Origin of the sequence: Clostridium sp. KNHs216, from assembly GCF_006714885.1 — a bacterium.
Taxonomy (GTDB): domain Bacteria; phylum Bacillota; class Clostridia; order Oscillospirales; family Acutalibacteraceae; genus Caproiciproducens.
The window spans coordinates 721,520-748,153 of the sequence record NZ_VFMF01000001.1 but is presented as its reverse complement, the minus strand read 5'-3'; the positions used below and the strand labels follow the sequence as shown (position 1 = coordinate 748,153).

General features: G+C 53.4%; 25 protein-coding genes. 17 read left to right on the top strand and 8 right to left on the bottom strand.

Annotation, left to right across the window (positions count from 1 at the left end; genetic code table 11):
• The 5 genes from LY85_RS03650 to LY85_RS03630 all read right to left on the bottom strand — a co-directional run bounded on the left by LY85_RS03650 (nucleotide 1) and on the right by LY85_RS03630 (nucleotide 6,552).
• Complete coding sequence (locus LY85_RS03650; protein ID WP_141825488.1) at nucleotides 1-555, bottom strand: FMN-binding protein; 555 nt, start codon at nucleotides 553-555, stop codon at nucleotides 1-3.
• Nucleotides 545-1,498 (bottom strand): RnfABCDGE type electron transport complex subunit D, encoded by a 954-nt coding sequence (locus tag LY85_RS03645; protein WP_141825487.1) that lies wholly within the window; start codon nucleotides 1,496-1,498, stop codon nucleotides 545-547. The genes LY85_RS03650 and LY85_RS03645 overlap by 11 nt, the downstream gene beginning before the upstream one ends.
• Nucleotides 1,498-2,838 carry an electron transport complex subunit RsxC gene (gene rsxC, locus LY85_RS03640; RefSeq protein WP_141825486.1) on the bottom strand — a complete coding sequence of 447 codons (1,341 nt, stop codon included), beginning with the start codon at nucleotides 2,836-2,838 and terminating at the stop codon, nucleotides 1,498-1,500. Before rsxC ends, LY85_RS03645 begins: the two co-directional genes overlap by 1 nt.
• Before the next feature lie 175 nt (nucleotides 2,839-3,013).
• Entirely contained in the window at nucleotides 3,014-4,063 is a 1,050-nt protein-coding gene (locus LY85_RS03635) for an FAD:protein FMN transferase (RefSeq protein WP_141825485.1), read from the bottom strand.
• 230 nt (nucleotides 4,064-4,293) lie between these two features.
• Nucleotides 4,294-6,552 carry a diguanylate cyclase gene (locus LY85_RS03630; RefSeq protein WP_141825484.1) on the bottom strand — a complete coding sequence of 753 codons (2,259 nt, stop codon included), beginning with the start codon at nucleotides 6,550-6,552 and terminating at the stop codon, nucleotides 4,294-4,296.
• Between the two features lie 486 nt (nucleotides 6,553-7,038).
• Here LY85_RS03630 and LY85_RS03625 point away from each other — a divergent pair, with 486 nt between their 5' ends.
• The 17 genes from LY85_RS03625 to LY85_RS03545 all read left to right on the top strand — a co-directional run bounded on the left by LY85_RS03625 (nucleotide 7,039) and on the right by LY85_RS03545 (nucleotide 23,237).
• On the top strand, nucleotides 7,039-7,530 hold the full coding sequence (locus tag LY85_RS03625) for a YbaK/EbsC family protein (RefSeq protein WP_347562402.1): 492 nt from the start codon (nucleotides 7,039-7,041) through the stop codon (nucleotides 7,528-7,530).
• 12 nt (nucleotides 7,531-7,542) lie between these two features.
• Complete coding sequence (gene trmB / locus LY85_RS03620; RefSeq protein WP_141825483.1) at nucleotides 7,543-8,205, top strand: tRNA (guanosine(46)-N7)-methyltransferase TrmB; 663 nt, start codon at nucleotides 7,543-7,545, stop codon at nucleotides 8,203-8,205.
• Nucleotides 8,206-8,301: 96 nt separating this feature from the next.
• Nucleotides 8,302-9,315 (top strand): ATP-binding cassette domain-containing protein, encoded by a 1,014-nt coding sequence (locus LY85_RS03615; RefSeq protein WP_038324781.1) that lies wholly within the window; start codon nucleotides 8,302-8,304, stop codon nucleotides 9,313-9,315.
• Nucleotides 9,305-9,967 (top strand): methionine ABC transporter permease, encoded by a 663-nt coding sequence (locus LY85_RS03610; RefSeq protein ID WP_038324779.1) that lies wholly within the window; start codon nucleotides 9,305-9,307, stop codon nucleotides 9,965-9,967. The genes LY85_RS03615 and LY85_RS03610 overlap by 11 nt, the downstream gene beginning before the upstream one ends.
• A gap of 40 nt (nucleotides 9,968-10,007) precedes the next feature.
• Nucleotides 10,008-10,874 carry a MetQ/NlpA family ABC transporter substrate-binding protein gene (locus LY85_RS03605; protein ID WP_038324778.1) on the top strand — a complete coding sequence of 289 codons (867 nt, stop codon included), beginning with the start codon at nucleotides 10,008-10,010 and terminating at the stop codon, nucleotides 10,872-10,874.
• 162 nt (nucleotides 10,875-11,036) lie between these two features.
• A complete protein-coding gene (locus tag LY85_RS03600) occupies nucleotides 11,037-11,942 on the top strand; it encodes a CorA family divalent cation transporter (RefSeq protein WP_185741081.1) in 906 nt (301 codons plus the stop codon).
• A gap of 252 nt (nucleotides 11,943-12,194) precedes the next feature.
• Nucleotides 12,195-13,190 carry a LacI family DNA-binding transcriptional regulator gene (locus LY85_RS03595; protein WP_243122472.1) on the top strand — a complete coding sequence of 332 codons (996 nt, stop codon included), beginning with the start codon at nucleotides 12,195-12,197 and terminating at the stop codon, nucleotides 13,188-13,190.
• A gap of 15 nt (nucleotides 13,191-13,205) precedes the next feature.
• Nucleotides 13,206-14,375, top strand: a complete 1,170-nt coding sequence (locus LY85_RS03590; RefSeq protein WP_141825481.1) for a phosphopentomutase — start codon at nucleotides 13,206-13,208, stop codon at nucleotides 14,373-14,375.
• A gap of 13 nt (nucleotides 14,376-14,388) precedes the next feature.
• Nucleotides 14,389-15,099, top strand: a complete 711-nt coding sequence (gene deoD, locus LY85_RS03585) for a purine-nucleoside phosphorylase (RefSeq protein WP_141825480.1) — start codon at nucleotides 14,389-14,391, stop codon at nucleotides 15,097-15,099.
• A gap of 133 nt (nucleotides 15,100-15,232) precedes the next feature.
• On the top strand, nucleotides 15,233-16,315 hold the full coding sequence (locus LY85_RS03580) for a BMP family ABC transporter substrate-binding protein (protein ID WP_141825479.1): 1,083 nt from the start codon (nucleotides 15,233-15,235) through the stop codon (nucleotides 16,313-16,315).
• 98 nt (nucleotides 16,316-16,413) lie between these two features.
• Entirely contained in the window at nucleotides 16,414-17,964 is a 1,551-nt protein-coding gene (locus LY85_RS03575; protein WP_141825478.1) for an ABC transporter ATP-binding protein, read from the top strand.
• Entirely contained in the window at nucleotides 17,939-19,066 is a 1,128-nt protein-coding gene (locus tag LY85_RS03570; protein WP_141825477.1) for an ABC transporter permease, read from the top strand. The genes LY85_RS03575 and LY85_RS03570 overlap by 26 nt, the downstream gene beginning before the upstream one ends.
• Nucleotides 19,056-19,976 (top strand): ABC transporter permease, encoded by a 921-nt coding sequence (locus LY85_RS03565; protein WP_038324769.1) that lies wholly within the window; start codon nucleotides 19,056-19,058, stop codon nucleotides 19,974-19,976. Before LY85_RS03570 ends, LY85_RS03565 begins: the two co-directional genes overlap by 11 nt.
• Before the next feature lie 39 nt (nucleotides 19,977-20,015).
• Nucleotides 20,016-20,681, top strand: a complete 666-nt coding sequence (deoC, locus tag LY85_RS03560) for a deoxyribose-phosphate aldolase (RefSeq protein ID WP_141825476.1) — start codon at nucleotides 20,016-20,018, stop codon at nucleotides 20,679-20,681.
• Between the two features lie 176 nt (nucleotides 20,682-20,857).
• On the top strand, nucleotides 20,858-21,277 hold the full coding sequence (locus tag LY85_RS03555; protein WP_141825475.1) for a cytidine deaminase: 420 nt from the start codon (nucleotides 20,858-20,860) through the stop codon (nucleotides 21,275-21,277).
• A 1-nt stretch (nucleotide 21,278) separates the two neighbouring features.
• Nucleotides 21,279-21,905, top strand: a complete 627-nt coding sequence (locus tag LY85_RS03550) for an HAD family phosphatase (RefSeq protein ID WP_141825474.1) — start codon at nucleotides 21,279-21,281, stop codon at nucleotides 21,903-21,905.
• A 12-nt stretch (nucleotides 21,906-21,917) separates the two neighbouring features.
• Nucleotides 21,918-23,237: a pyrimidine-nucleoside phosphorylase gene (locus tag LY85_RS03545; protein ID WP_185741080.1), complete on the top strand. Its 1,320-nt coding sequence runs from the start codon at nucleotides 21,918-21,920 to the stop codon at nucleotides 23,235-23,237.
• A gap of 134 nt (nucleotides 23,238-23,371) precedes the next feature.
• Here LY85_RS03545 and LY85_RS03540 read toward each other — a convergent pair whose 3' ends face one another.
• The 3 genes from LY85_RS03540 to LY85_RS03530 form a co-directional block, all read right to left on the bottom strand.
• The gene (locus LY85_RS03540; protein ID WP_141825473.1) at nucleotides 23,372-23,941 is read right to left on the bottom strand and encodes a TlpA disulfide reductase family protein; all 570 of its coding nucleotides are present in this window, start codon (nucleotides 23,939-23,941) and stop codon (nucleotides 23,372-23,374) included.
• Nucleotides 23,942-23,951: 10 nt separating this feature from the next.
• Complete coding sequence (locus LY85_RS03535; protein WP_141825472.1) at nucleotides 23,952-24,623, bottom strand: cytochrome c biogenesis protein CcdA; 672 nt, start codon at nucleotides 24,621-24,623, stop codon at nucleotides 23,952-23,954.
• A 271-nt stretch (nucleotides 24,624-24,894) separates the two neighbouring features.
• Complete coding sequence (locus tag LY85_RS03530; protein WP_141825471.1) at nucleotides 24,895-26,634, bottom strand: ABC transporter ATP-binding protein; 1,740 nt, start codon at nucleotides 26,632-26,634, stop codon at nucleotides 24,895-24,897.

Genomic DNA, 26,634 nt, shown 5'->3' with positions numbered 1-26,634 from the left:
TTATTCGCCCCCCTTTACTTTCTGATATTGTTTGATTGCGTCGTTCACGCATGTGGTGACGGCTTTGCTCGTAATGGTGGCGCCCGTCATCGCCTCGATCTGTGTATCCGAGGCGGTACCGGATTTAATCACTTCAAATCCGTTTTCAGGGGCCGCTTTCTGATACTGGCCGCGAAAACTCTCTTTTTCCGCGTTCAGGCCGAGACCCGGAGTGTCGCCGATGGTCAGCAGGACGACTCCTGTGATTTTACCATCCTTGTCAATACCGGTCATCACCTTCAGGTCGCCGCCGTAGCTTTTTGTCCTGGTGGTAAACACATATCCGGCGAGCTCGTTCCCGTTTTTGCCAATCGCGTACGTGCCGTCCTTGGAATTCTCAAAATCCTTCGCGGAGGGAAGTACAAGCTGGCGGGAAGCAGCTTCGGACTGCTTGTTGATCTCCACAATTTTATCGCGTGTCATCAGGTTTGTACCCGCCAGCAGTACCGCGGTGACCAGGCAGATCACAAACAGTGTGATGGCGGGGGTGAGCACCTCTTTTTTGTCAATCTTCAATTTTCACACGCTCCTTTCCGAATGGGACAGGACGTGTCAGGCGCTCAATATGCGGTACCAGAAGGTTCATCAGAATGATGGAGAAGGACACGCCTTCCGGGAGCTGGCCGAAAATACGGATGAGCATGGTAATGACGCCTGCGCCAATGGCAAAGACGATCTTGCCCTTCAGGTTGATCGGGGAGGTAGCGTAATCGGTCGCCATGAAGATGGCGCCGAGCAGCAGACCGCCTGCGAGCAGGTCGAACAGAACGTTCCTCCCTGAAATCAGGGAGATCACGGCAACGGAGCCGATATAGCACAGCGGGATGACGGGGCTGATGACTCCGCGCACCACCAGATAGATACCGCCGAGAATCAGCGCCACTGCACAGGTTTCCCCAAGGCATCCCGCGCGGACGCCGACCAGCATATTGAGCAGCGTCGGCATGGTGCCGCTTGCGCCCTCCTTCAAAATGCCGAGCGGGGAAGCGGTGGTCATCGCGTCGGCGCTGTGCAGATAATAAAACGGGGCGTCCCAGCTGCTCATCTGGGCGGGGAAGGAGGACATCAGGATAATGCGCGCGGTCAGCGCCGGGTTCACAAAATTCTGCCCGATTCCGCCGAACATCTGCTTTACCACCACAATGGCGGCAACTCCGCCGAAGATGACAATGAACGGACTGACGCCCACGGGTACGTTAAATGCAATCAGGATTCCGGTTACTGCGGCGCTCAGGTCGCCGATGGTGTTTTCACGCTTCATGACCTTTCTGCAGACATATTCGCTGAGGACGCAGGAAGCAACGGAGCAGAGGATGAGCACAAGGGCCTTGAATCCGAAGATAATCACGGAAGCGATTGCCGCCGGAGTCAGCGCAAAAATAACGTCCAGCATGATTTTGGGGGTCGTTACGCCGCTTCTGATATGAGGAGAAGACGATACGATCAATTTCTCTGTCATTATTTTTTACCTCCCGCTTTTACCAGCCCCTTGCCAAGCCGGATGGCTTGTACAAGAGGCCTGCCCGCCGGGCAGTTGAAGGCACAGGTTCCGCATTCCATGCAGGTCATGACGTCGTATTCCTGAAGCTTTTCAACATCCTTGGCATTGGAGTATTTTTCAAGCTGCGTGGGGATCAGATTCATAGGACAGCCGTCCACACAGCGGCCGCAGCGGATGCAGGCGGTCGGCGCGTTCATCCGGGCTTCCTTGTCCCCGAACGCGAGGATGCCGTTGTTCTGCTTCAGTACCGGAAGCTCGTCGCTGACCAAGGCGAGACCCATCATGGGGCCGCCCATCAGAAGCTTTTTCGGCTCCGACTGGTACCCGCCGCAGAATTCGATCATGTCGGCGATCTTTGTGCCGATCGGGACAATGACATTCTGTGGATTCCGGATCGCCGACCCGTCAACGGTGACCCGCTTTGTTACAAGCGGCATCCCTGTTTTCAGGTATTTGGCGATAAAGGAAACAGAGGTAATGTTCATCACAAGGCAGCCCACGTCGGCGGGCAGCTTTCCCATCGGGATTTCGCGGTCCGTACAGGCCTTGATCAGCACCTTTTCAGCGCCCTGCGGATAACGCGCGTGCAGGGGAAGAATGCGCACGCGGTCTTCCGGGTCGTTTGTTTTGCTGTCCGCGATTTTTTTCAGGATTTCAATGACGTCTGGCTTGTTGTCTTCAACGGCAATCATCACGCGTTCCAGCTTTAACAGCTCCGCCACGGCGTAAATCCCCGAAAGCACGTCCCAGGAGTTTTCAATCGCCTCGCGGTTGTCCGATGTTATGTACGGTTCGCATTCCGCGGCATTGACAATCATGGTGTCGAGCTTTTTATCCTTCGGAACGTGGAGCTTTACGTGCGCCGGGAACCCCGCGCCGCCAAGCCCTACCAGCCCCGATTCCCGGATCGCTTTCGTAAACGCTTCCGGTGTTTCCGTTACCGGCGGTTTTATGTCCGGGGAAACGGTCATCTGACCGTCGGAGTCGATGACAACCGAGTCGGTGTACTGTCCGCCGGGCAGCATGACCTTTTTGATCGCGCTGACTCTGCCTGAGACGCTCGCATGAATCGGGGCGCTGATGAACGCGCTGCTGTCCGCAATTTTCTGTCCCACCAGAACGGTTTCACCAACTTTTACAAGCGGGGTACAGGGAGCGCCTGCATGCTGCTGCATAGGCAGCACTACCTGTGCCGGAGGCGGCATCACGGCGGACTCGGCCTGCGCCGTGTTCTTATTGTGGGGAACGTCCGCACCGCCATGCGTTTTGAATGGCCTGGCCGGAAATGTCAATTCCATGTTTTTTCCTCCATATTTACTCATCTGTTATCAATTACCGGTAAACGGTTCTGATATACATGAAAAACACGCCTGCAGAGTTTGTCCACAGACGTGCTGCGGGAAAACGAAGGTTGCCGGAGTGTGTTTGAGAAGATAGGATATAAAGATCTTAATATTCTAATTTTAACTCATTTTACTTCAAGATATATTGCTTTTCGACAATTTTAAAAGAATTTGCGAGATTATCCGTGACAGATACCTCATTATCGCTGTTGATAAAGATTCCTCCGGCGTTGTATTCTTTCAGAAGGGCGGTCCCTTTCTCTTTTCCCAAAACAAAACAGGCGGTGGAAAGCGCGTCGCTCAGCGCGCCGTTGTCACAGACCACCGTGACGGAAAGCAGGCCGTTGTTTTCCGGGTAGCCGGTTTTCGGGTTTAAAAGATGGTGGTAGGTAACGCCGTTTTCCGTAAAATTCTTTTCGTATGTACCGGAAGTGGACACAAAACCGGAGGCCAGGTCGATCGTGCCCATGGAAGCGCTCTGCGTTTCGGAGCTGCGGGGATCGCGCACCGCCACTCGCCAGGGCGATTTGTTCTGTTTGGTGCCGAATACCCCCACGCTGCCGCCGACGGCGACGATTCCGCAGTCCGCGCCGGCCTGCCGGTAGGCGGCGACTGCTTCGTCACAGGCGGCGCCCTTTCCGATCGCGCCCAGCTCGACCGCGGTGTAGTGCAGCTTCAGGGACGCGGTGGAATCCTGTTCGTTTACTCTTAAATTGTGATAGTCCACGTATTTTAAATAGGTATCGATTTCCGCTTTTGAGGGAACACGCTGATTCTCTCCTCCGAAATCCCATAGAGAGGTAATCGGCAGGATGGTGGGGTCAAAGGCTCCGCCGGACTTCTGAGCGACGGTAAGGCTTTTTTGAAGCAGAGCGACGGTCCTCGCGTCGAGCTTGACCCAACTGGAGCCGGAAGCCTGATTCAGCTTGTCGATATCAGAGTCCGCGATTCTCCATGAAATCAGGTTTTCCAGCTCGCCTATTTTTTTAGCCGCGGCGGTTGCCGCCGCCTCCGCGTTTTTTCCGTAAACGGTCTGCTGGACATAAGTTCCCATTGCGAAGTTCGTACATTCGTAGCTGTCCGCGCGCTGTCCGAATCTGATCCAGAGGAAGGCCAGACAAACGATGACGGCGGCCAGCAGGACGCTGAGCGTCAGAATGATTTTTTTGTTTTTATCCATTTTTTCCTCCCTTGCATAACTGCTTACAGCATTTCCAGTTGATTCTGCAACAAGGCTGCGTTCCTCTCGCCGAAGGCGGGAACGTGTTTTGTCTCGTAAACTGAAATGGAATTGCTATAGAATTATATCACGATTTGGGGCTATTTCAAGAATTTCGGGGATTTATGAAAAGGGAAGCCGGTCGCCGGCGCAGTTGCCGGAAGCTGGCTTCCTGTAGTTTCCAATGGTTTTTACTGAGGGGGATCATATTGTTCGGGAGCGCCGTTTATGCGCCCGGATGTTTCAAGCTGGCTGTCAAAAACGACAAACCGGCTTCTGCCGCAGCGCTTCGCTTCGTAAAGGGCGGCGTCCGCTCTTTTGTATAATTCCGCGTAGGTTCTGCCGTCTTTTGGGTAAATTGCGATACCGATGCTGCCGGAGATGGAATACTGTTTCGGCCCGTTCCGGAAAGTCTGCTGCAGGCTCCGGTGAATGGCGTCCGCCTTTTCGGCCACCAGGGACAGGTCGCCGATACTTTTCAGAAGCACCATGAATTCATCCCCTCCGACGCGTCCCACCACGTCGGAGGTACGGAACAGCTTTTTCAGCTTGCCGCCGATTTCCGCCAGCACCGTGTCGCCGAACATATGGCCAAGGTGATCGTTGATATCCTTGAAATGATCGACGTCAATGATATACAGTGCGCAGAGCTCGTTGCCGGCCAGCGCCTGTTCAATATACGCTTTTGTGGCGGATTTGTTCAGCAGCCCGGTCAGCCCGTCGCGCTGCGCTTTCTGCACCAGCTTTTGGGTGGCTTCCTTCTGGCAGGTGATGTCGCTGATCCTGCCGATGGCCCGGACCGGCTCGCCGTTCTGATTAAAAATCGTAGTGATCTTCATGCTGTACCAGAGATAGGAGCCCTGCTGGTCCTTCAGCCGGTATTCGCCCTCCGCGCTGTGCGCTCCGTTTTTGACGCCGGTAAACATGGAGCGGAACAGGCCAAGGTCATCGGGGTGAATCCTTTCGCTTTCCAGCACGCTTTCGGGAAAGTTCCGGATTGCGCTGCCGCCGCCGAACACAGAAAGGCCGCTTGTGCTGTTGGATACCGTCCCGTTGACGATATCGTATTCAAAAATCATACTGTCCGACTGGTCCAGTACGATTTGATAGCGCTCATTGCTGATTTCCAGCTCCTGCATGATCTCCCGCTGGCCGGTAATGTCCGTCAGCAGGCAGTAAAGCTCGGGCTCCATGCCGATTTCGGCCATCAGCTGTCCCTTGTCGAGAATCCAGATCAGGGAGCCGTCCTTTCTTAACAGGCGGTACTGCACGTCGATGACGCTGCCGTTCTGAAGCTGGGCGTCTATGCTCCGCTGAACGACCTCGCGGTCGGGCTCATAAATCATGGGGAGGAACCGGTTGTGAAAGCACCGCCCGATTTCTTCCGTGGTATATCCGGTCAGCTGCGGAAAGCCGTCGCTGCAGTACACAATCGTAAGGGAGCTGTCGTATTTGCAGTGCTGCACGCAGCCGGGAATATTGGCGGTCAGCGCTTTCAGCTCCTGAATCCCTTTTCTGACATCAGCGTTTTTCCGGCGCAGCAGAACGACAAAGTAAGTTCCGAGCAGAAGAAAAGTCAGCGCGGTCCCCGCCACAGGAATTGCGCACAGTAGCAGAATACGCCCGAATCTGGAAAAAACCGCGTCACCCGGAACCGCGGCGGCCAGGTACCAGTCCGTCCCCGCAACGGGAGCAAAGTAAAGATAGCCGTAAGAACCGCCGGTCCTGTACTCCACGGTACCGCTTTCCGAACGGTCCATGATTCCGCGGATGCGGTCAATGCTGTCCCGGTTGCCCTGGCTTCTGTTCAGCAGACAGGAGAACAGATTTTCGTTTTTGCTGTCAAACGGCGTGTCCGACTGAAGAATGACGCTGCCGTCGCGGCCGAGCAGAAGGCGGGAGCCGGAGCCGCCGTATACGGCGGTGCTGAGGGCGTCCGTCAGCGGCCCGGTGTCGGAAATCCCTATCAGGACGCCGGTTACGGCTTCCTTTTGATAGACCGGTACGGCAAAAAGAAGCCTCTTTTTTCCGTAAAAAGCAAAGCCGCAGACTGCTTTTTGACCAGTTAAGGACTTTTTAAAGAAATCATATTCCGCCACATTGCTTTTTTCGCCGCTGTCCGAAGTGCTGTCTCCGTTCAAATCCGCAATGGCGGTCTGTACGAACGCGCCGTTTTTGGCAAAAGAGCGCATCGCTTCTGTAACAACTGCATCGCTTTGGACATCTCTGCTGCCAATAAAAGACGCCAGAGAGCCTAAAACCGCAAACTTTTCGCTGAACTGGCCGGACAATGCCTCGGAATTCTGCCGTTCGCTTTCCTCAATTTCCTGATCGACAAAATTCCGGATATCTTTTTTCAGCTGAAAGGCAAACACAGTGAAGGAAGTGGTCAGAACAGAGCAGGAAATGGCAAGAATCAAAACCGTTTTCAGCTTTGGATTTGTTTTCACATGCTCACGTCCTTTCCAATAGCACTATTGAAAAAACAGCAGATAACATTAAATAAAATATACACTATTTTATTTTCGTGTACAATGATTTATTTTCATAAAAATAATTATATATAAAGAATAAATTGTAATAATCTAACGGAAAAAGGGGATTCAGGGTACACCCTGCGCTTCGCGGGTGATAATCTTTATGCAAATGACGGCGGCATTATGCGATGTCCGGCTTGCCGCCAATGCGGGTTGGGGAGCGGAAATTCCCGGATTTCCGGCATAGGGAAACAGATACATAAAACGGGAAAAGAATCCGTTGAAATTTGTGTCTTATTACAAATTTGAATAAAAATACTTTTTACTTTCACGCAGTATGCTATACTATAAGAATTCAGTAATTTATCAGGATAGAGCAGGGGAATCCTGCGTTTTTCGACAGTCCGCATGTTCGACATGCTCAGATAGATACTATCAATTCTTGGAAAGCCGGAGGAAATGATGTCGGTTCAGAAAGTAAAGGATTATTTAAAGTTATACGGGATGGAAGAACGCCTGCACGAGTTTTCGGTTTCGAGCGCGACGGTGGAACTGGCCGCACAGGCGCTGAATGTTGACGAAGCGCGCATTGCAAAATCGATCTCTTTTCACAGCGACGGCGGCTGCGTGATTGTCGTCGCTGCGGGAGACGCCAAGGTGGACAACGCAAAATTCAAGGCAGAGTTCAACACAAAGGCGAAAATGCTTGCTCCCGACGAGGTGGAGCAGCTGACCGGGTACCGGGTCGGGGGCGTCTGCCCGTTTGGAAATCCGCCCTGCGCAAAGGTGTACTGCGACGTTTCGCTGAAACGCTTCTCCAAAATTTTTCCCGCGGGCGGCAGCGCAAGCTCCTGTGTGGAGCTGAGCTGTGACGAGCTTTTCAGTGTTTCCCAAAGTGTAAAATGGGTGGACGTCTGCAAAAACTGGCAGGATCTACAGGAAAAAGAATAGGGGTTTACCGTCATGAGAATGCGCAATAAACCGTGGGCCGCGCCGGAACTGGATGCGTGCGGCTTTTTTGTCCGCGATCCCGCACAGTATATTGGAAAATGGCACAGCTTTTTCCGTCGGCGGCAGCCCATCCATCTGGAACTCGGCTGCGGTAAGGGCCTTTTTATCGCCGGGCTTGCCCCGCAAAATCCGCAGATCAATTATATGGGCATCGATTTAAAGGATACCGTTCTCGGCCCGGCCAAACGGAATATTGAACAGGCGTTCCGGGAGCGGAACGCAGAGCCGGACAACGTCGTGCTGATGGCGCAGGATATTGAGCGGATTCTCACCGTGATGAATGCCGAAGATAGGGTGGAGAGAATCTATATTCATTTCTGCAATCCGTGGCCGAAGGCCAAGCATCACAAACGGCGGCTGACCTATCCCCGCCAGCTTGAGAATTACAAGCAGATTTTGGAAAAGGGCGGAGAAATCCACTTTAAAACGGATGACGACGTCCTTTTTGACGATTCGCTGGTGTACTTTGAAGAAAGCGGATTTACGATTCTGTCCGTGACCTACGATCTGCACGGCGGCGGTCAGCAGGAAAATGTGCTGACCGAACATGAAAAAATGTTCATGGAGAAGGGCATAAAAATCAAGGCGCTTGTCGCCCGGTGGACGGGAGAATAAGATTGTTTTATTTATTTTTGCAATATGCATTGACAAATTATGCAATATTCACTATAATTCCTATATGTTTAGTAATGTTATTGAGGGGGTGTCGGCTTGGGCGAGGCGATCATCGAAATTCAATCGTTGAGCAAAACCTTCCACACGAAGGACTCCGAGGTGCGGGCTTTGAGCAATATTGACCTGACGATTGAAAAAGGCGATATTTTTGGCATTATCGGCATGAGCGGCGCCGGTAAGAGCACGCTGGTACGATGTATCAACATGCTGGAAAAACCGTCGGAGGGCACTGTCCTGTTCGACGGGCGCGACTTGTCCGCCCTTTCCGACAAGGACCTGCGCACGGTTCGCCGGTCCATGGGAATGATTTTCCAGCAGTTCAATCTTTTGATGCAGCGCACGGCGGAGCAGAATATCTGTTTTCCTCTGGAGCTGGCCGGCGCTGACAAGGCATCCGCAAAAAAAAGGGCGAAAGAGCTTCTGGAGCTCGTCGGCCTGGCCGACAGGGCCCGGGCTTACCCCGCCCAGCTTTCCGGCGGCCAGAAACAGCGTGTGGCGATTGCCCGCGCGCTTGCGACCAATCCGAAGGTGCTTTTGTGCGACGAAGCCACCAGCGCCCTCGACCCCACCACCACCACGTCGATCCTGGCGCTGCTGAAGGATATCAACCGCCGGATGGGCATCACCATTGTCATTATCACGCACCAGATGAGCGTAATAGAGGAAATCTGCAACCGCGTCGCCATTATTGACGACAGCCGGATTGCCGAGTCCGGTTCTGTGGAGGATATTTTCCACAGGCCGCAGACGGCGGCGGCGCAGAAGCTGGTCTATCCCGAAGGGAAACATCCCGATAAAATGATCAGCAAGCGATGTATGCGCATTGTGTTTGATGGAAATTCTTCTTTTGAGCCGATCATTGCGAATATGGTCCTCGACTGTAAGGCGCCCGTCAATATCCTGTACGCAGACACCAAGGACATAGACGGCAAGGCATTTGGCCAAATGGTGGTCCAGCTGCCGCAGGACGAGGCTCTGGCGCAGAAGATGTTTGACTATGTACGCGCGAAGGGTCTGTCCGCTGAGGAGGTGAACGGTTATGTGGGATGAGTCGACGCTGAGCATGCTGCTGCAGGGCATTGGTGAAACCCTGTATATGGTTCTGACTTCCACACTCTTTGCCTATATTATCGGATTGCCTGTGGGAATCCTCCTGTTCACCAGCGCAAAGGACGGGATCCGCCCGCACGCTTCTCTGTATAAGGTGCTGGATGTGATCGTCAATCTGACCCGTTCCATCCCGTTCCTGATTCTGATGATCGCCATCTTTCCGTTTACAAGGCTGGTGACGGGCAGCGCCATCGGCGCCACGGCGACCATCGTTCCGCTGACCCTGTCGGCGGCGCCCTTTATCGCGAGGCTCGTCGAGTCCTCGCTCAAAGAGATCGACATCGGTGTTATTGAAGCCGCGCAGTCCATGGGCGCGTCCGACTTCCAGATTATCTGGAAGGTCCTGCTTCCGGAATCCAGACCGTCTCTGATTGTGGGCTGCGCCATTGCGGCGACGACCATTCTGGGATATTCCGCCATGGCCGGCGTTGTCGGCGGCGGCGGGCTGGGTACCATTGCAATCAATTACGGCCTTTACCGCTGGCAGGGCGAAATGATGCTGATCGCCACTATCCTGCTGGTTGTGATCGTTCAGGTGCTTCAGGGCATCGGGATGAAGGCGGCCGGACTGAGCGACAAAAGAAAAAATTAAACGATAAACGGTTTCTATCTGAATTTTGGAGGTTTTATTAATGAAAAAGTTATTATCAGCGATCTTAATTGCGGCGCTTTCTGCTTCCGTATTTGCCGGCTGCTCGACTTCCGCACCTGCTTCCTCTGCGGCCGCTTCCTCGGCTGCTGCCGCCAGCGAAGCGGCAAGCACGGCGGCCGCCAAGAAAATTGTCATCGGCGCGTCCCCGACACCGCACGCGATTATTTTGAAGGAAGCCGCCAAGCTGCTGAAAGACAAGGGCTATGAGCTTGAGATCAAGGAATTCTCCGATTATGTTCTTCCCAATAAGGCTCTGGACAGCAAGGATCTGGACGCCAACTACTTCCAGCATCAGCCGTACCTGGATGAATTCAACAAGGAAAATGGAACCAAGATCGTTTCCGCGGGCTCCATTCACTATGAGCCGTTCGGCATTTACGCCGGAAAAACCAAAGCCCTTGCCGATCTGAAGGAAGGCGCCACCATCGCGGTTCCGAACGATACTTCCAATGAGGCCAGAGCGCTCCTGCTGCTCCAGGATCAGGGACTGATCAAGCTGAAGGACGGCGCCGGGATCACCGCCACGCAGAAGGATATTGCGGAGAACCCGAAAAAGCTGAAGTTTACGGAAATTGAAGCCGCCCAGCTGGTCCGTACCCTGCCCGACGTGGATCTGGCCGTCATCAACGGCAACTATGCGCTTGAAGGAAATCTGAAGGTTTCCGACGCGCTCGCAGTGGAAGCGGATGACTCCCTTGCGGCGACCACATACGCCAACATTATCGCTGTCCGCGAGGGCGATGAAAACCGCGAGGACATCAAGGCGCTGGTGGAAGTGCTCAAGAGCGAGGAAATCAAAACCTTTATCACCAATACGTTCAGCGGAGCTGTTGTTCCGGTAAAATAAGCGAAAGCAATGATAAGAAACACCTGCACGGATTTCTCCGTGCAGGTGTTTTAGCGTTGAAATAAGAGCTGTATTTTGCTACAATAGGATTAATTCCATCGAAACCCGCCGCTGCGAAACAGCCGCAGAAGAGTGGGAAAAGAAAACATAGGGAGTATGGCTATGAAGTGTTATCGGATTACGAAAGAAACGCTTGAGGAAGCGGAAACTCCGTTTGCGCCGGATACCGTCTGCGTCTGTACGCCGGAGGAGCTGCGCGCCGGTCATTTCTTCGCGGCTCCGCACACGTTCGACGAGTGCGGGAACCCGGGACCCGCCAAGCTGGAAGCGTACGACGGGTATGACTTTATTCTTCTGAATGTCGTCAACGACAACGAACGATATCTGACCCACCGGATCGGGCTGTATATCATGCCGGACCGGATTGTCTTTGTCTGCAACAGGGAAAATTGCGCGGTACAGGATGTGCTGGATGCGTTTGCGGGCGGCAAAACATCCAATCTGAACATCACGCGGATTCTCTACGCATTTTTCAACAACCTGACCATTCATGATTCGGAGGAACTGGAAGCGCTGGAAGAGGAAATCTCCGCGCTGGAGGAGCGGGTCATGGAGGGCGCGAACGAGGATTTTATCAAGGACATCATCGCGATGCGGAAAAGGCTGATGTTCTATAAAAAATATTATGAGCAGCTGCTGGATGTCGCGGAGAGCATCGAGGAAAACTCCAACGGGATTCTGTCCTCCGGCGCGCTGCGCTATTTCAAGATGTTTACGGCCCGGGTGGACCGACTGAACCGGAGCGTCCTCAACCTGCGCGATTATATCACACAGGTGCGCGAGGCGTATCAGTCGCAGGTGGACATCGGGCTGAACGCGATTATGAAGCTGTTTACCGTTATTACCGCTATTTTTCTTCCGCTTACGCTTCTGGTCGGCTGGTACGGCATGAATTTCAAGTATATGCCGGAGCTTCAGTGGCCGTACGGCTATGCTTTTGCCGCGGGTCTTTCGATTGCTTTTGTGGTTCTCTGTATTCTTTTTTTCAAAAAGAAGAAAATACTGTAAAAACCTTCTTTTGAAAATAATTTCAAAAAGTACTGGAACTATTTTGCTCGCTGTAATATAATTATGAGGAATCAGACAGTTTTCGCAGGATAAAAAAGCTTGTTCGATGGTCATTATAAACAAAAAACATTGTTAGTGTGAAATAATATTGACAATCAGATCACTCTGATGTAGAATGGAAATACCTTGAAACCGGTTTCAAAATTGGAAAGGAACAAGGTCCGGTTCAACCGCATTTTTAACAGGAAAGCTATGGTGATGATTTTGGCTCAGATCAGTGATGTGGCGAGATTAGCCGGTGTTTCGTCGGCAACTGTGTCTCGTGTCATTAACGGGACGGCAAAGGTAAGTGACGAAAAAGTAAAACGCGTTTTGGAAGCAATCGATGCAACCGGTTTCAAACCGAATGAAATCGCGCGTTCGCTCTATAAAAAGTCTTCTAAAATCATTGGTTACATCGTGCCGAGCATCCTGAACGTTTTCCTGACCGAGATCGGCCGGGCGATTGAGGACGAGGCATTTCAGAACGGCTATAAGATGATTCTGTGCAATTCGGACGAAAATCCGAAAAAGGAAGTCGCCTATATCAATATGCTTACCGCCATGAATGCGGACGGCATTATTATTACCGCCAACAATGATAATCTGGACGAAGAAATCCGCAACTGCCCGCTGCCTGTTGTCGCTCTGGACAAGGACGCAGGCAGCCGTTATACTGCGGTGGTCCAGTCCGATAATTACTCGGGAGGGCGCATTGCCACCGAGCATCTGATCGAGTGCGGGTGCCGCCATATCGTCCTCATGCGCGGGCCGCAGAAATATTCCAGCGGAAGCCAGCGCTTTCTGGGCTATGTGGATGTCTGCAACGAACACGGCATTCAGCCTTTGTTCATGGAAAGCCAGTACAGCTTCGACGCGGTTGAAAGCTCGCGCGAGCTTCTGAAACGCTTTCCGCACGTGGACGGGATTCTGGCCCTGAGCGATATGACCGCGCTGTCCCTGTATAAGGTGCTGTGCGAGCAGGATAAAAAGGTTCCGGAGGACATCATGATTGTGGGATACGACGGAGTGGAGCTCAGCTCTTTGATGACGCCTGCGCTGACCACCGTCGTACAGCCGATCGAGGAAATCGGGCGGCTTGCGGCAAAACTGATTATCGATCAGGTCGCAAATGGGAAGCTTAGCTCCAGAGAGAACGTGTTGCCTGTTTCTCTCAAAATGGGGCAAACGACAAGAATGCGCAAATGAAGAAAGGCGGATACTATGAATAAACGTGTTTTTTTGATTGTACTCGACAGTGTCGGTATCGGCGAAGAGCCGGACGCCGCGGAGTACGGCGACGAAGGGAGCAATACGCTTGCCGCCGCCGCGACAAGCAGGTATTTTGATATGCCCAACATGCAGAAGCTGGGCCTTTTCAATATCGACGGCGTCACCTGCCGCCCGGGAGCGGAGCATCCCGCGGGCGCGGTTGCGCGCATGAGGGAGATTTCCAAGGGCAAGGATACCACGATCGGCCACTGGGAAATTGCAGGAATCAATTCGCCCAAACCGCTGCCGACTTATCCGGACGGCTTTCCGCCGGAGGTCATTCGCGCGTTTGAAGAAAAAACGGGCCGCAGGGTCATCTGCAACAAGCCCTATTCCGGCACCGATGTCATCCGGGACTACGGCAGGGAGCATGCCGGAACGGGCGCGCTCATCGTTTACACCTCCGCGGACAGCGTGTTCCAGATCGCGGCGAATGAAGAGCTCGTGCCGGTGGAAGAGCTTTACCGCTACTGCCAGATCGCAAGGGAACTGCTGGCGGGCGAGCACGGCGTCGGCCGGGTGATCGCAAGGCCCTTTGTCGGGACCTATCCGGATTATACCCGTACCACCAACCGCCACGACTTCTCGCTGCTTCCCCCGAAGACAACAATGCTGGACCAGCTGAAGGAAAGCGGCTATGACGTGATCGCCGTTGGCAAGATCAACGATATTTTCGCCGGCAAGGGGATTACCCGGTTTATGAGGACAAAGGGCAACGCGGAGGGCATTGACCGTACGATCGAGCTGACAAAGGAAACCTTCAACGGCCTGTGCTTTATCAATCTGGTCGATTTCGATATGCTTTACGGCCACCGCAACGACGTGGACGGTTACGCCAAAGGCTTGACCTATTTTGACGAAAAGCTGCCTGGAATTCTGGCGGGCCTTCGCGAGGACGACCTGCTGATGATTACCGCTGACCACGGCTGCGACCCGATCACGCCCTCCACCGACCATTCGCGGGAATACACGCCCTGGGTGATTTACGGCAAACAGGTAAAGGCCGGGGCCAATCTGGGGACTCTGCCGACCTTTGCCGATATCGCGGCCACGATTCTTGATTATTTCGGGGTGAAGCCGGAAATTACCGGCACGTCCCGGTTGAAAAATATTGTCGACTGAACAGGAGGAGACTATGTCTAACGTACCAACGCCTCATAACGGGGCCAGAGAAGGAGAAATCGCAAAAACCGTCTTGATGCCGGGCGATCCGCTCCGCGCCAAATTCATCGCCGAAACCTATCTGACCGACCCGGTCTGCTTTAACACCGTGCGCAATATGCTCGGCTACACCGGAACGTACCGCGGCAAACGCGTGTCCGTCATGGGCGGCGGAATGGGAATCCCCTCCGTGGGGATTTACACCTACGAGCTTTTCAATTTCTACGGGGTGGAAAACATCATCCGCATCGGTTCCGCCGGCGGGATCGCCGACAATGTGCACGTGCGCGACGTCGTGGTCGGCATGGGTGCCTGCACTAATTCCAACTATGCGGCGCAGTACAATCTGCCGGGTACGTTTGCGCCGATTGCCGGCTATGGCCTTCTCAGCAACGCGGTTGACGCCGCGGAAAAACTGGGCGTGCATACGGTCGTAGGCAATGTGCTGTCTTCGGATACCTTCTACGACGACAACGAAAACGCGCTGGCTTCGTGGAAAAAGATGGGCGTGCTGGCGGTGGAGATGGAAGCCGCGGCTCTCTATATGAACGCCGCGAGGGCCAATAAAAACGCGCTCTGCCTCCTTACGATCTCCGACTGCCCGTTTACCGGGGAATCCCTTTCGGCACAGGAGCGCCAGACAGGATTTACCCAGATGATGGAAATCGCATTGGAAATCGCCTGATTTCATAGAAAAATTGATTGCAAAATGCGATAAAATAAAGTAAGATAATTTTCGGCGCGAAAAGAGAATGGGAGTAATATCACGTTTACGTGGTATTCCATATATCCAAAAAAATAATCAGGAGGAAAAATTAATGAAGAAGATTGTAGCACTTTTTCTTGCAGTTATGATGGCAGTTTCTGCGACCGCCTGCGCTTCCAACGCCCCGGCGGCATCCAGCTCAGAAGCGGCCAGCTCAGCTGCCGAAAGCAAGGTGGAATCCGCGGCAGCGACCGATTTTAAAATCGGCATGGTAACGGATACCGGCGGTGTCAACGACCAGTCCTTCAACCAGTCCGCGTGGGAAGGCCTTCAGAAGCTTTCCAAGGATACCGGCGTCACAGTCAAGTATTCTGAATCCAAGCAGGAGTCCGACTACGCGACAAACCTGGACAAAGCTGCCGACGACGGCAACAATCTGATCTGGGGCATCGGCTTTGCAATGGCCGACGCCATCCTCAATTCCGCAAAACAGAATCCGGACATCAACTATGCGATTATCGATAATGCATATGAAACCACCCCCGCGAACGTAACCGGCGTAATGTTCCGTGCTCAGGAGCCTTCTTTCCTGGTCGGCTACATTGCGGCCAAAACAACAAAGACAAACAAAGTCGGTTTTGTCGGCGGCATGACCAGCGCCATCATCGACCAGTTTGAGTACGGCTACAAAGCCGGCGTTGCTTACGCTGCAAAGGAACTCGGCAAAACCATTACTGTTGACTCTCAGTACGCGGAGAGCTTCACGGATTCCGCAAAGGGCAAGGCAATTGCGACAAAGATGTTCTCCAACGGCTGCGACGTTGTGTTCCATGCCGCGGGCGGCGTCGGGGTCGGCGTTATCGAAGCAGCCAAGGAAGCCAAGAAATACGCGATCGGCGTTGACCGCGACCAGGCTTATCTTGCACCCGAAAACGTTCTTACCTCTGCTTTGAAGCTGGTTAACCAGGCTGTCGAGCTCGTTTCCAAGGAAGCCATGGACGGCAAGGAAATCGGCGGAAAGACTTACACCTACGGCCTGACCGAGGATGCTGTCGGGATTCCGGAAGAGCACAAGCTCATGGGCGACGACACCTATAACGCGGCAATCGCACTCGAAGGCAAGATCAAGGATAAGACAATCACTCCTCCGGCGAATAAGGATGAATTCGCAGAGTTCGAAAAAGGACTTAAATAATTATTACTCTTTATTCTTTTGGGCAACGGGGCGCATAAGTGTTATTGCGCCCCGTTGCGCTTAAAAAGAATTGATTAACGGGCAGGGGGTCTGTTGTAATGGAAGTCAACCGGGAATACGCGGTGCAGATGCACGGTATTACAAAAATGTTCGGCTCCTTTTGCGCTCTGAATGACGTCAGTCTCGATGTTAAGAGGGGTACGATTCATGCCATATTGGGCGAGAACGGCGCCGGAAAAAGTACATTGATGAATGTTCTGTACGGCCTGTACCAGGCCGAAGCGGGGGAAATCTTCCTGAATGGGGAAAAGGTCAATATCAAAAACCCGAATATTGCCATTGAACACGGAATCGGCATGGTCCACCAGCACTTTATGCTGGTAGACAATTTCACCGTGACCCAGAACATTATTCTGGGCAACGAAGTGACCAATCAGTTCGGCGTATTAAACATGAAAAAAGCACGCGAGGAAATTCTTGAAATCGTAAAGAAATACGGGCTGGAAGTGGATCCGGACGAAAAAATCGAAGATATTTCCGTTGGCATGCAGCAGCGTGTTGAAATATTAAAGGCACTCTACCGCGGAGTCGACCTGCTCATCCTGGATGAGCCCACGGCGGTCCTTACTCCGCAGGAAATCGATGACCTGATTCAGATCATGCGCAATCTGATAGCGGATGGGAAAACGATCATCATCATCACTCATAAGCTCAAGGAGATCAAAGCCTCCTCGGACGTCTGCACCATTATCCGCCGCGGCGAGTATGTCGACACGGTAAACGTCGCCGATGTGGACCAGGAGGAGCTTGCCACCAAGATGGTCGGCCATGCGGTCCAGCTTGTGGTCGAAAAATCTCCGGCCGATCCGGGCGAGGTCGTCTTTGAAATCGACAATCTGACGGTCAGGGACGAACGGAAGCTGGAGGCGGTCAAAAATCTGTCGCTGAAGGTGCGCAAAGGCGAAATCGTCGGCGTGGCGGGCATTGACGGGAACGGCCAGAAAGAGCTGGTCGAAGCCATCACCAACCTGACAAGGGCGGTGAGCGGCACCATCAAAATCAACGGCGCCGAAATCCAGAACACAACGCCGCGCAACGTTATCGACCATAAAATCTCCACGGTGCATGAGGACCGGCAGAAGCGCGGACTGGTGCTTCCGTTTACGGTGGCGGAAAATATGGTGGTCGAAAAATACCGCCGTCCGCCGTACAGCAAAAGCGGTATGCTCAACAGGAGCGAAATCCTTTCCTACACGAAGAACCTGATCAAAGAGTACGATATCCGCCCGGATAACTGCGAAAGCCAGCCGGTGCGCGGGCTTTCGGGAGGAAACCAGCAAAAGGTCATTCTTGCGCGTGAAATATCGAACGAGCCCGATCTTCTGATCGCCGTTCAGCCGACGCGCGGGCTGGACGTAGGGGCGATTGAATACGTACATAAGACGCTGATACGCGAACGGGACAGGGGCAGGGCGATCCTTCTGATTTCACTGGAGCTTGACGAGGTCATGAATGTCGCGGATACCATCGACGTGATTTACGCGGGAACGATTGTCGACAGCTTCAAGCAGGGAGAGGTCGACGAAAAAACGATAGGACTTTTGATGGCGGGAGGTAAGCTTGATGAAAACAACAGTCAAAATTCTTAAAAAACCGATTACCTCCACCTTTATTGCGATTCTGTTCGGTTTTCTGGTTGCCGCGGTCGTGCTCGTCTTTGCGGGCTACAATCCATGGGAGTCCTTCGGGGCGCTGTTCCAGGGAATCTTCGCAAAGCCGAAGTACATTTCCAACGTCATTATCAAGGCAACGCCCATCATATTGACCGGACTGAGCGTTGCGTTTGCCTTTAAAACCGGCATGTTCAATATCGGTGCCGAGGGCCAGTACATAGCGGGGACCATCGCCGCCGTCTGCGTCGGCGTCAAGTTTAACTTTGCCCCCGTGATTCAGATTCCGCTTGTGGTGCTTTCCGGCGTGCTTGCCGGGGCGATTTTCGGCGGGATCATCGGCTACCTGAAGGCGCGGTTCGGCATTCATGAGGTCATTACCAGCATCATGCTGAACTGGATCGGCCTTTACCTTTCCAACTTTATTGTCAATACGGCGTCTTATCATCAGCCGAATTCCACAAGCTCCTTCGCGGTGAACGACTCTAGCTTCACCATGCTTCTGCCGAACTGGAAAACCTCCAAAGCAGGCATGGCCGCGCTGAAGCCGCACCAGTGGTTATATGAGATGATGCTGAAAACGGATGTGAATTTCGGTATTCTGATCGCCGTGGTCATGGCCCTCGTTATCTGGGTGCTGCTTTACCGCTCCACAAAGGGCTACGAGCTGCGCGCGGTCGGCTTTAACCGCGACGCCGCGGAATTCGCAGGCATCAACGTGGGCCGCAACATCACCCAGGCGATGCTGATCGCGGGGGCTCTGGCGGGCCTTGCGGGCGCGCTGGCGATTACGGGGACCTCGCCGCACAAAATTTCCCAGATGGCGGCGTTTGAAAACAACGGCTTCAACGGCCTGTCCGTCGCGCTGATCGCCGGTTCCTCTCCGATAGGCTGTATCTTTGCCGGGCTTTTGTTCGGCGGTCTGCTTTACGGCGGGCAGAGCGTACAGCAGGATGTCGGAGCGCCGACGGAGATTATCAACATCATGATCGGCACCATCGTATTCTTTGTGGCTCTGACGAAAATTGTGCCGTCACTTGCCGACAGGCTTGAAAAGAGAGGTGCTCACCGTGTTAAGTAAAATTCTTCTGTTGCTCGGTATTACGCTGATGTACTCGACTCCCCTGGTGTTCGGCGCTTTGGGCGGCGTTATCTCGGAGCGCTCCGGCGTCGTCAACATCGGGATTGAGGGAATGATGACGGTAGGCGCGTTCACGGCGGCCGCAGTCAGTTATTTTACCGGCAATCCGTGGCTCGGCCTGCTTGCAGCCGGTGCGGCGGGCGGCCTGATCTCCCTTTTGCACGCGGTGGCTTCCGTCACCTTTAAGGCGGACCAGACCATTTCCGGTATCGCCATCAATCTGATCGGGCCGGGGCTGGCGCTGTTTTTCTGCCGCCTGATGTTCGACGACGCTACCATGACGCTTCCGGCAAAAACACTGCCGAAGCTGTTCGGGGAAAGCGGGTTTGCCGACAGCCCTCTGAAAAATCTGAATGTAGACGTCACGGTCGTGCTTGCGCTGGCGGTGTCCGCCGCCATGTGGTTCTTCCTTTACCGGACCAAATGGGGACTCCATGTGCGCTCGGTGGGCGAGCATCCCGCCGCGGCCGACACTCTGGGCATTAATGTCAGCCGCGTCCGCTACCTGTGCGTGTTCGTATCCGGCATCCTGGCCGGTTTCGGCGGCGCTTCCATGACGCTTGCCATTATCTCTCAGTTTACGCCGACCGCGATCAGCGGGCAGGGTTTCATCGCGCTGGCAGCCGTTATCTTCGGAAAATGGACTCCGTTCGGCGCTTACGGCGCATGCCTGCTCTTCGGCTTTGCACAGGCTCTGACGATTGTGCTGGGCGGCGGCGACTTTGCCGTTCCGTCCCAGATTCTTGCAATGCTTCCGTATATTCTGACCATTGTGGTCCTGATTCTGTTCGTCGGCCGCTCGGTCGCCCCGAAGGCGGACGGCGAGCCCTATGAAAAGGGCGTAAGATAACAGGACGCAGCATTGAAAATAAAAAAGGAGATCATGAAAATGGATCACCAGGAAATACTGGAGAAAGTAGATCATACCCTGCTGACACAGACCGCGACATGGGAAGAAATCAAGCAGATCTGCGACGACGCGGTCAAATACCGCACCGCGTCGGTCTGCATCCCCGCCGCGTACGTGAAGCGCGCGAAGGAATACGTCGGCGACAAAATGGCGGTCTGCACCGTGATCGGTTTTCCGAACGGCTATTCCACGACGGCGGTCAAGGTGTTTGAAACGAAGGACGCGATTCAGAACGGCGCCGATGAGATCGATATGGTCGTCAATATCGGCTGGGTGAAGGACGGGCTTTTCGATTTGCAGCTGGACGAAATCCGGCAGGTAAAAGCCGCCTGCGGCACGCGCATCCTGAAGGTCATTATTGAAACCTGCCTGCTGACGAAGGAAGAAAAGATCAAAATGTGCGGGGTAGTGACCGAATCCGGCGCGGATTTCATCAAGACCTCCACCGGCTTTTCGACGGCTGGCGCTACGTTTGAAGATGTCGCGCTCTTTGCCGCCCATATCGGGCCGAAGGTCAGAATCAAAGCCGCCGGCGGCATCAAAACCATGGACGACGCGGAGAAATTCGTATCGCTCGGGGCTTCCCGCCTCGGCACGAGCAGGATTATCAAAATCATAAAAAATGAAGAGGCGCACGGATATTGACCGGCTCCCGGCAAATATGAAAATTCTGAGGAGCGGCGGCAGCCGTTCCTCAATTCTATCTACAGCAGTTTCATTCAGCTTGTGAGACGAAACACGTTCTTCCCCGCCGAAGGCGGGGAAGAACGCAACCTTGTTGCCGAAACAACTGGAAATGCTATAGGAAGAAAGGTGAAGAGATGGAAGATTATAAAGAATTGGTTGCGGCGGCTATTTCCGCAAGGGAAATGGCTTACACCCCCTACTCGGGATTCGGAGTAGGCGCGGCGCTGCTGACGAAGAGCGGAAGGATTTACAAGGGCTGCAACATTGAAAACGCGACCTTTACCCCCACGAACTGCGCCGAGCGCACGGCTTTTTTCAAAGCGGTCAGCGAGGGGGAGACGGAGTTCGACTGCATCGCGATTGTCGGCGGCAGAGCCGGGGAACCCGTCAGCGGGCTTTGTCCGCCCTGCGGGGTCTGCCGTCAGGTCATGATGGAATTCTGCGACCCGGCGACCTTTCGGATCATTCTCGGGAAGAATCCGGAGCAGTGGGAGGTTTTCACGCTGAGGGATTTGCTTCCGCTCGGATTCAGCAAGAAAAACATGGAGGAATAGAATGATAAAAAATATTGTTTTCGATATGGGCCAGGTGCTGGTGGACTTTGATCCGGACTTTTTCGTCAGCCATTATACCAAAGATCCGGAGGATATCCGCCTGATTCGTATCGCGGTGTTTGAAACGAGCGAGTGGACGGAAATCGACCGGGGCACCATTACGGAGGAGGACCTGATCGAGCCGGCCTGTGCGCGCCTGCCGGAGCGCCTGCACGGCGCCGCGACGAAGCTGCTGCTGAACTGGATGGACCATATGCGGATCATGGATAATATTCTGCCGCTGGTGCGCGAGCTGAAGGAAAACGGTTATTCGCTGTATCTGCTGTCCAACGCGGGGAAAAAAATTCACAGCTTGACGCCCAGAATTACGGCTCTGCAGTATTTTTCCGGTATTTTCTTTTCGGCGGATCACTATTGCATCAAGCCGGATGAGGAAATCTATCGGAAGTTTTTTAAGGAGTTTTCACTCGATCCGCGCGAGTGTTACTTTATCGACGACCGCGCGGACAATGTGGAAGCGGGAAGAAGACTCGGTATGGAAGGGCACTGCTACGAAGGGGACCCGGACGTGCTCCGTGCGGCCCTTCAGGAAAACGGAATCTTCCTGCTGGATAAAATGATCGTATGAAGGTGACTGAAAATGAGAATGTATGATATCATTGCGAAAAAACGCGACGGCGGGTCGCTCTCCGATGAGGAAATCCGGTTCTTTATCAACGGCTATGTCAAAGGGGAGATCCCCGATTATCAGGTATCCGCTCTGCTGATGGCGATTTATTTTCGGGGGATGACGGACAGGGAAACGGCCTCCCTGACCATGTGCATGGCCAACTCCGGCGAAACCGTGGATTTGTCCTCCATAGACGGCATCAAGGTGGATAAACACAGCACCGGCGGAGTCGGCGATAAGACCACGCTGATTATTTCTCCGATCGTCGCATCCCTGGGGGTGCGCGTCGCAAAAATGAGCGGGCGCGGGCTGGGACACACCGGCGGCACGGTGGATAAAATGGAAGCCATTCCGGGAATGCAGACCTCCATTGATCGTGAAAAATTCTTCGATATTGTACGGAGGGTGGGCGTCAGCGTGATCGGCCAGTCCGGCAATCTGGTGCCCGCGGACAAAAAGCTTTATGCGCTGCGCGATGTGACCGCGACGATTGAAAGCATTCCTCTGATTGCTTCCAGCATCATGAGCAAAAAAATCGCGGCCGGCTCCGACTGTATCCTGCTGGACGTCAAAACAGGGAGCGGCGCTTTCATGAAGACGGTGGACGATTCCATCCGGCTGGCGCAGGCAATGGTGGCGATCGGCGAGCATGTCGGGAGAAAGACCATCGCGCTGATTACCGACATGGACCGTCCGCTCGGAAACGCCATCGGCAACTCGCTGGAAATCAGGGAGGTGTGTGAAACGCTCAAGGGTCACGGGCCCGGGGACCTCACGCAAATCTGTCTGGAGCTTGCCGCCAATATGCTGTTTCTGGCGGGCAAGGGCAGTATGGAAGAGTGCAAAAAGCTTGCCGGACGCCAGATCGATAATGGCGAGGCCTTTGCAAAGCTGAAGGAAATGGTCGCGGCGCAGGGCGGCGACACTGCCGTTCTGGACGACGGTGCAAAATTTGAGCAGGCAAAGGTAAAATATGACGTTCCGGCACTGAGCGAAGGATATCTGTACTCCATGAATACGGAGCAGTGTGGGATCGCTTCCGTCGAGCTGGGCGCGGGGCGCGAGAAGAAAGAGGATTCCATCGATTTCAGCGCGGGCATTCTGCTCCGCAAAAAGATCGGGGATTACGTCAAAAAAGGCGACGTGATCGCAGAATTTTACTCTTCCTCTGCGGACAAGTGCAGGGAGGCGGAAAAGCTGTTTGAAAGCGCGGTTTCCATCCGCCCGGAAAAACCCGCGTTTGTCCCTGTGATTCACGGCCGGGTGACCGTGGACGGCGTAGAAAAATAGGAAACAAATTAGGGCCCTTACTGAATTTTTCAGTAAGGGCCCTATAGTAATTCCATTTCAGTTTGTGAGATGCAATCCTATTACAGAATCGATTGGAAATGTTGTAATAGTAAGGCTGGGAGTGGGGATTTTCCTTATTTTTTGATCGATTCGATTCCGGCGGCCAAAGTCGCCTCGTCGATCGCTCCCTGATAGGCGTTTACAATATAGCCGTCCCGGTCGATAAAGACCGTGTCCGGGATGGCTGAAATCCCGTAAGTATTCGCGGCTTCCTGTTCCTTGTCGAAATAAACGGGAAACGCAAATCCCTGCTCTTTTACATAATTCTGCCCTTTTTCCTGTGTTTCCCGCTGACCGTCCACCAGATCGATCATCAGAAAGACCACGTTGTCTTTTTCCTTCTGGTACTGACTGTCGAAATGCGGCATTTCCCCCTTGCACGGCGGGCACCAGGAGGCCCAGAAGTTCAGCACAACGGGTTTTCCCTGGAAGTCCGACAGCTTGACCTTGTTGCCTTTTTCATCGTATACGGTAAAATCGGGAGCCTGTGTTTTCCCGCTTTCTCCCGCGGAGCCGCCTGTTTCGGACGATGCCGGCAGATTTGGCCGGAACCGGCTGGATAACGTGTTGTAAGCATAGTATACGACGGCGAAAAATGCCACGAACGCGAGAAATCCCAGCAAAATTTTTCCGTTTGTTTTCATATCGTTCTCCTCAAAAAGTAAATAAGGACAAGAAGTAACCCATGAGCCCGGTCGCCATCATCAGGCCGACGACGACGAGCAATCCGCCCGAAATCAGGCTGATGATCCGGTAGTTCCTTTTGATAAAGTCAAACGCGGACATCAGGCGGTCGATCAAAACGGCGCTGGCAAGAAAGGGAATCCCCAATCCGAGCGAAAACGAGAGAAGCATAAAAATGCCCTTCATGCTTTCCCCGCTCGATGCGGCAAGCATCAAAGCGGAGCCTAAAAACGCGCCCACACAGGGTGTCCAGCCAATGGAAAAGATTACGCCGAACAGCACGGAAGTCCCGAAATTCATATTCGGTTTTTTAAAGGTCAGCTGCCGGTTTCCATTCAGAAAAGGGATTCTGATCAGCCCCATGAAGTTTAACCCGAACAGGATGACGACCATACCGGTGACAAGATTCACCGCGGTGTGATATTCTTTCAGAAAGCTCCCGACCGTCCCCGCGAAAGCCCCCATTGCCGTGAATACGAGGGTAAAGCCAAGCACAAACCCAAGGGAATTCCGAATCACCGGGGCCTTCTGCTTCTGAGTTTCCTGTCCGGCAAAATAGGAGATATAGATCGGCAGCATGGGTAAGAGACAGGGAGAAATAAATGTGATGATCCCTTCCAGAAATGAAATCAGATAATCCATGGCCTCTCCTTTCTTTCTACAGCGATCCCATTTCAATTTGCTAGATAAAACACGTTCTTCCTCCCGCCAAAGTCGGGGGGAAGAACACAATCTTGTTGCAGAATCAACCGTAAATACCGTAAACTTGTGTTTTCCATTTGTATTCCAAAGTATGTATATTCATGATAACATATAAAACCTTCCGGTTCGGTGATCAGGTCACATTCCGGTCCAAATAAGACAAAAAAGGTATCCTCCACTGGCTGCGGGGGATACCTTTTATGCTGCAGCTTTAAGCGTCCAGCCCTTCAAACTGCATATTGTAGTATTTTGCGTAGATGCCGTTTTTCTCAATCAGCTCCTGATGGGTACCGCGTTCCTCAATGCCTTCGTCGCCGATCACAATGATTTCATCCGCGTTGCTGATGGTGCTGAGCCGGTGGGCAATCACAATGGTGGTCCTGTCCTTGGACAGTTCCTCCAGCGAATTCTGGATGTGGCGCTCGCTTTCGTTGTCCAGCGCGCTGGTCGCTTCGTCCAGAATCAGGATTTTCGGATTTTTCAGAAAGACGCGGGCAATGGCCAGACGCTGCTTCTGCCCGCCGGAAAGGCGCGTGCCGCGCTCGCCGACATAGGTGTCGTAGCCGTCGTCAAGCCCCGCGATAAAGTCGTGGATATTCGCGCTCTTTGCGGCGGCGATGATTTCCTCCTCCGTCGCGTCCGGTTTGCCGTAGGCAATGTTTTCTTTGATGCTGCCCGCAAACATGTAGACGTCCTGCTGGACGATCCCGATCGCGCTGCGCAGGGATTTCAGCTTGATGTCGCGCACATCCGTGCCGTCGATCGTTACGCTTCCGGCAGTGACGTCGTAAAAACGGGGCAAAAGGGAGCAAAGGGTGGTTTTGCCGCCGCCCGAAGGCCCGACCAGCGCCACGGTTTTTCCCGCCTCAATCGAAATATTGATATTTTCCAGCACGTCGTTCGCGGAATCGTAGCTGAACGAAACGTTTTGATAGCGGATGTCGCCTTTCACGTCCTTCAGCTCGGCCGCGCCCGGCCGGTCGATAATCTCCGGTTCCGTTTCCACCACTTCGATAAAGCGCTTGAAGCCGGAGTAGCCCTTTTGGAACTGTTCGGTAAATTCTATCAGTATGTCAATGGGGTTGATAATAATGTTGATGTACAGAGCGTAGACGGCCAGATCGGCAACGTGCAGGGAGCCCTGCGCAATAAACAGGCCGCCGCTGACCAGCACGGTCAGAAAGAGCAGTCCCTCAAAAAACGAGGTACCCGCGCGGAAGCTTCCCATCACCCGGTAGCTGCTCTCTTTTGAGTCCAGAAATTTCAGGTTGCTTTCGTTGAATTTTGCCTGCTCCAGCTCCTCGTTGCCAAAGCTTTTTACCACCCGGATACCGGCCAGGCTGTCCTGCACGCGGGAATTGACACCCGCGATTTTTTTGCGGTTGTCCATGAACACCGCACGCATTTTCCGGTTCTGGTGGATGCTGAAAACAATCATAATCAGCGTTACTCCCAGCAGAATCAGGGTCATCGGGACGTTGATGATCATCATCAGCGCAAAGCTTCCCACGATTTTCAAAAGCGAAATCAAAATGTTTTCCGGCCCGTGGTGGGCAAGCTCGCTGATGTCGAACAGGTCGGACACAAGCTTGCTCATCATTTCCCCGGTGTTGTTGCGGTCGTAATACGAAAAGGAAAGGCGCTGCAGGTGGTCAAACAGGTCCTGTCTCATGTCGCTTTCCATTCTGGCGCCCATAACGTGGCCCCAGCTGGTAATGTAGTACTGGCAGCCGAGGCGGATCAGCTCCATGACCAGAAGGCCAGCGGCAATCCACGGGAGATTCTTCAAAATGGTGTGCGCTTCCTGTGCAAACAGACCCTTGGTCAGAAAGTTCAGAATCTGCGGAAACGCGACGTCAACCGCCGACACAATCAGCGCACAGAACATATCGAAGTAAAACATTCCCCGGTACGGTTGATAGTATCTTATAAATTTTTTAAAAATCGACAT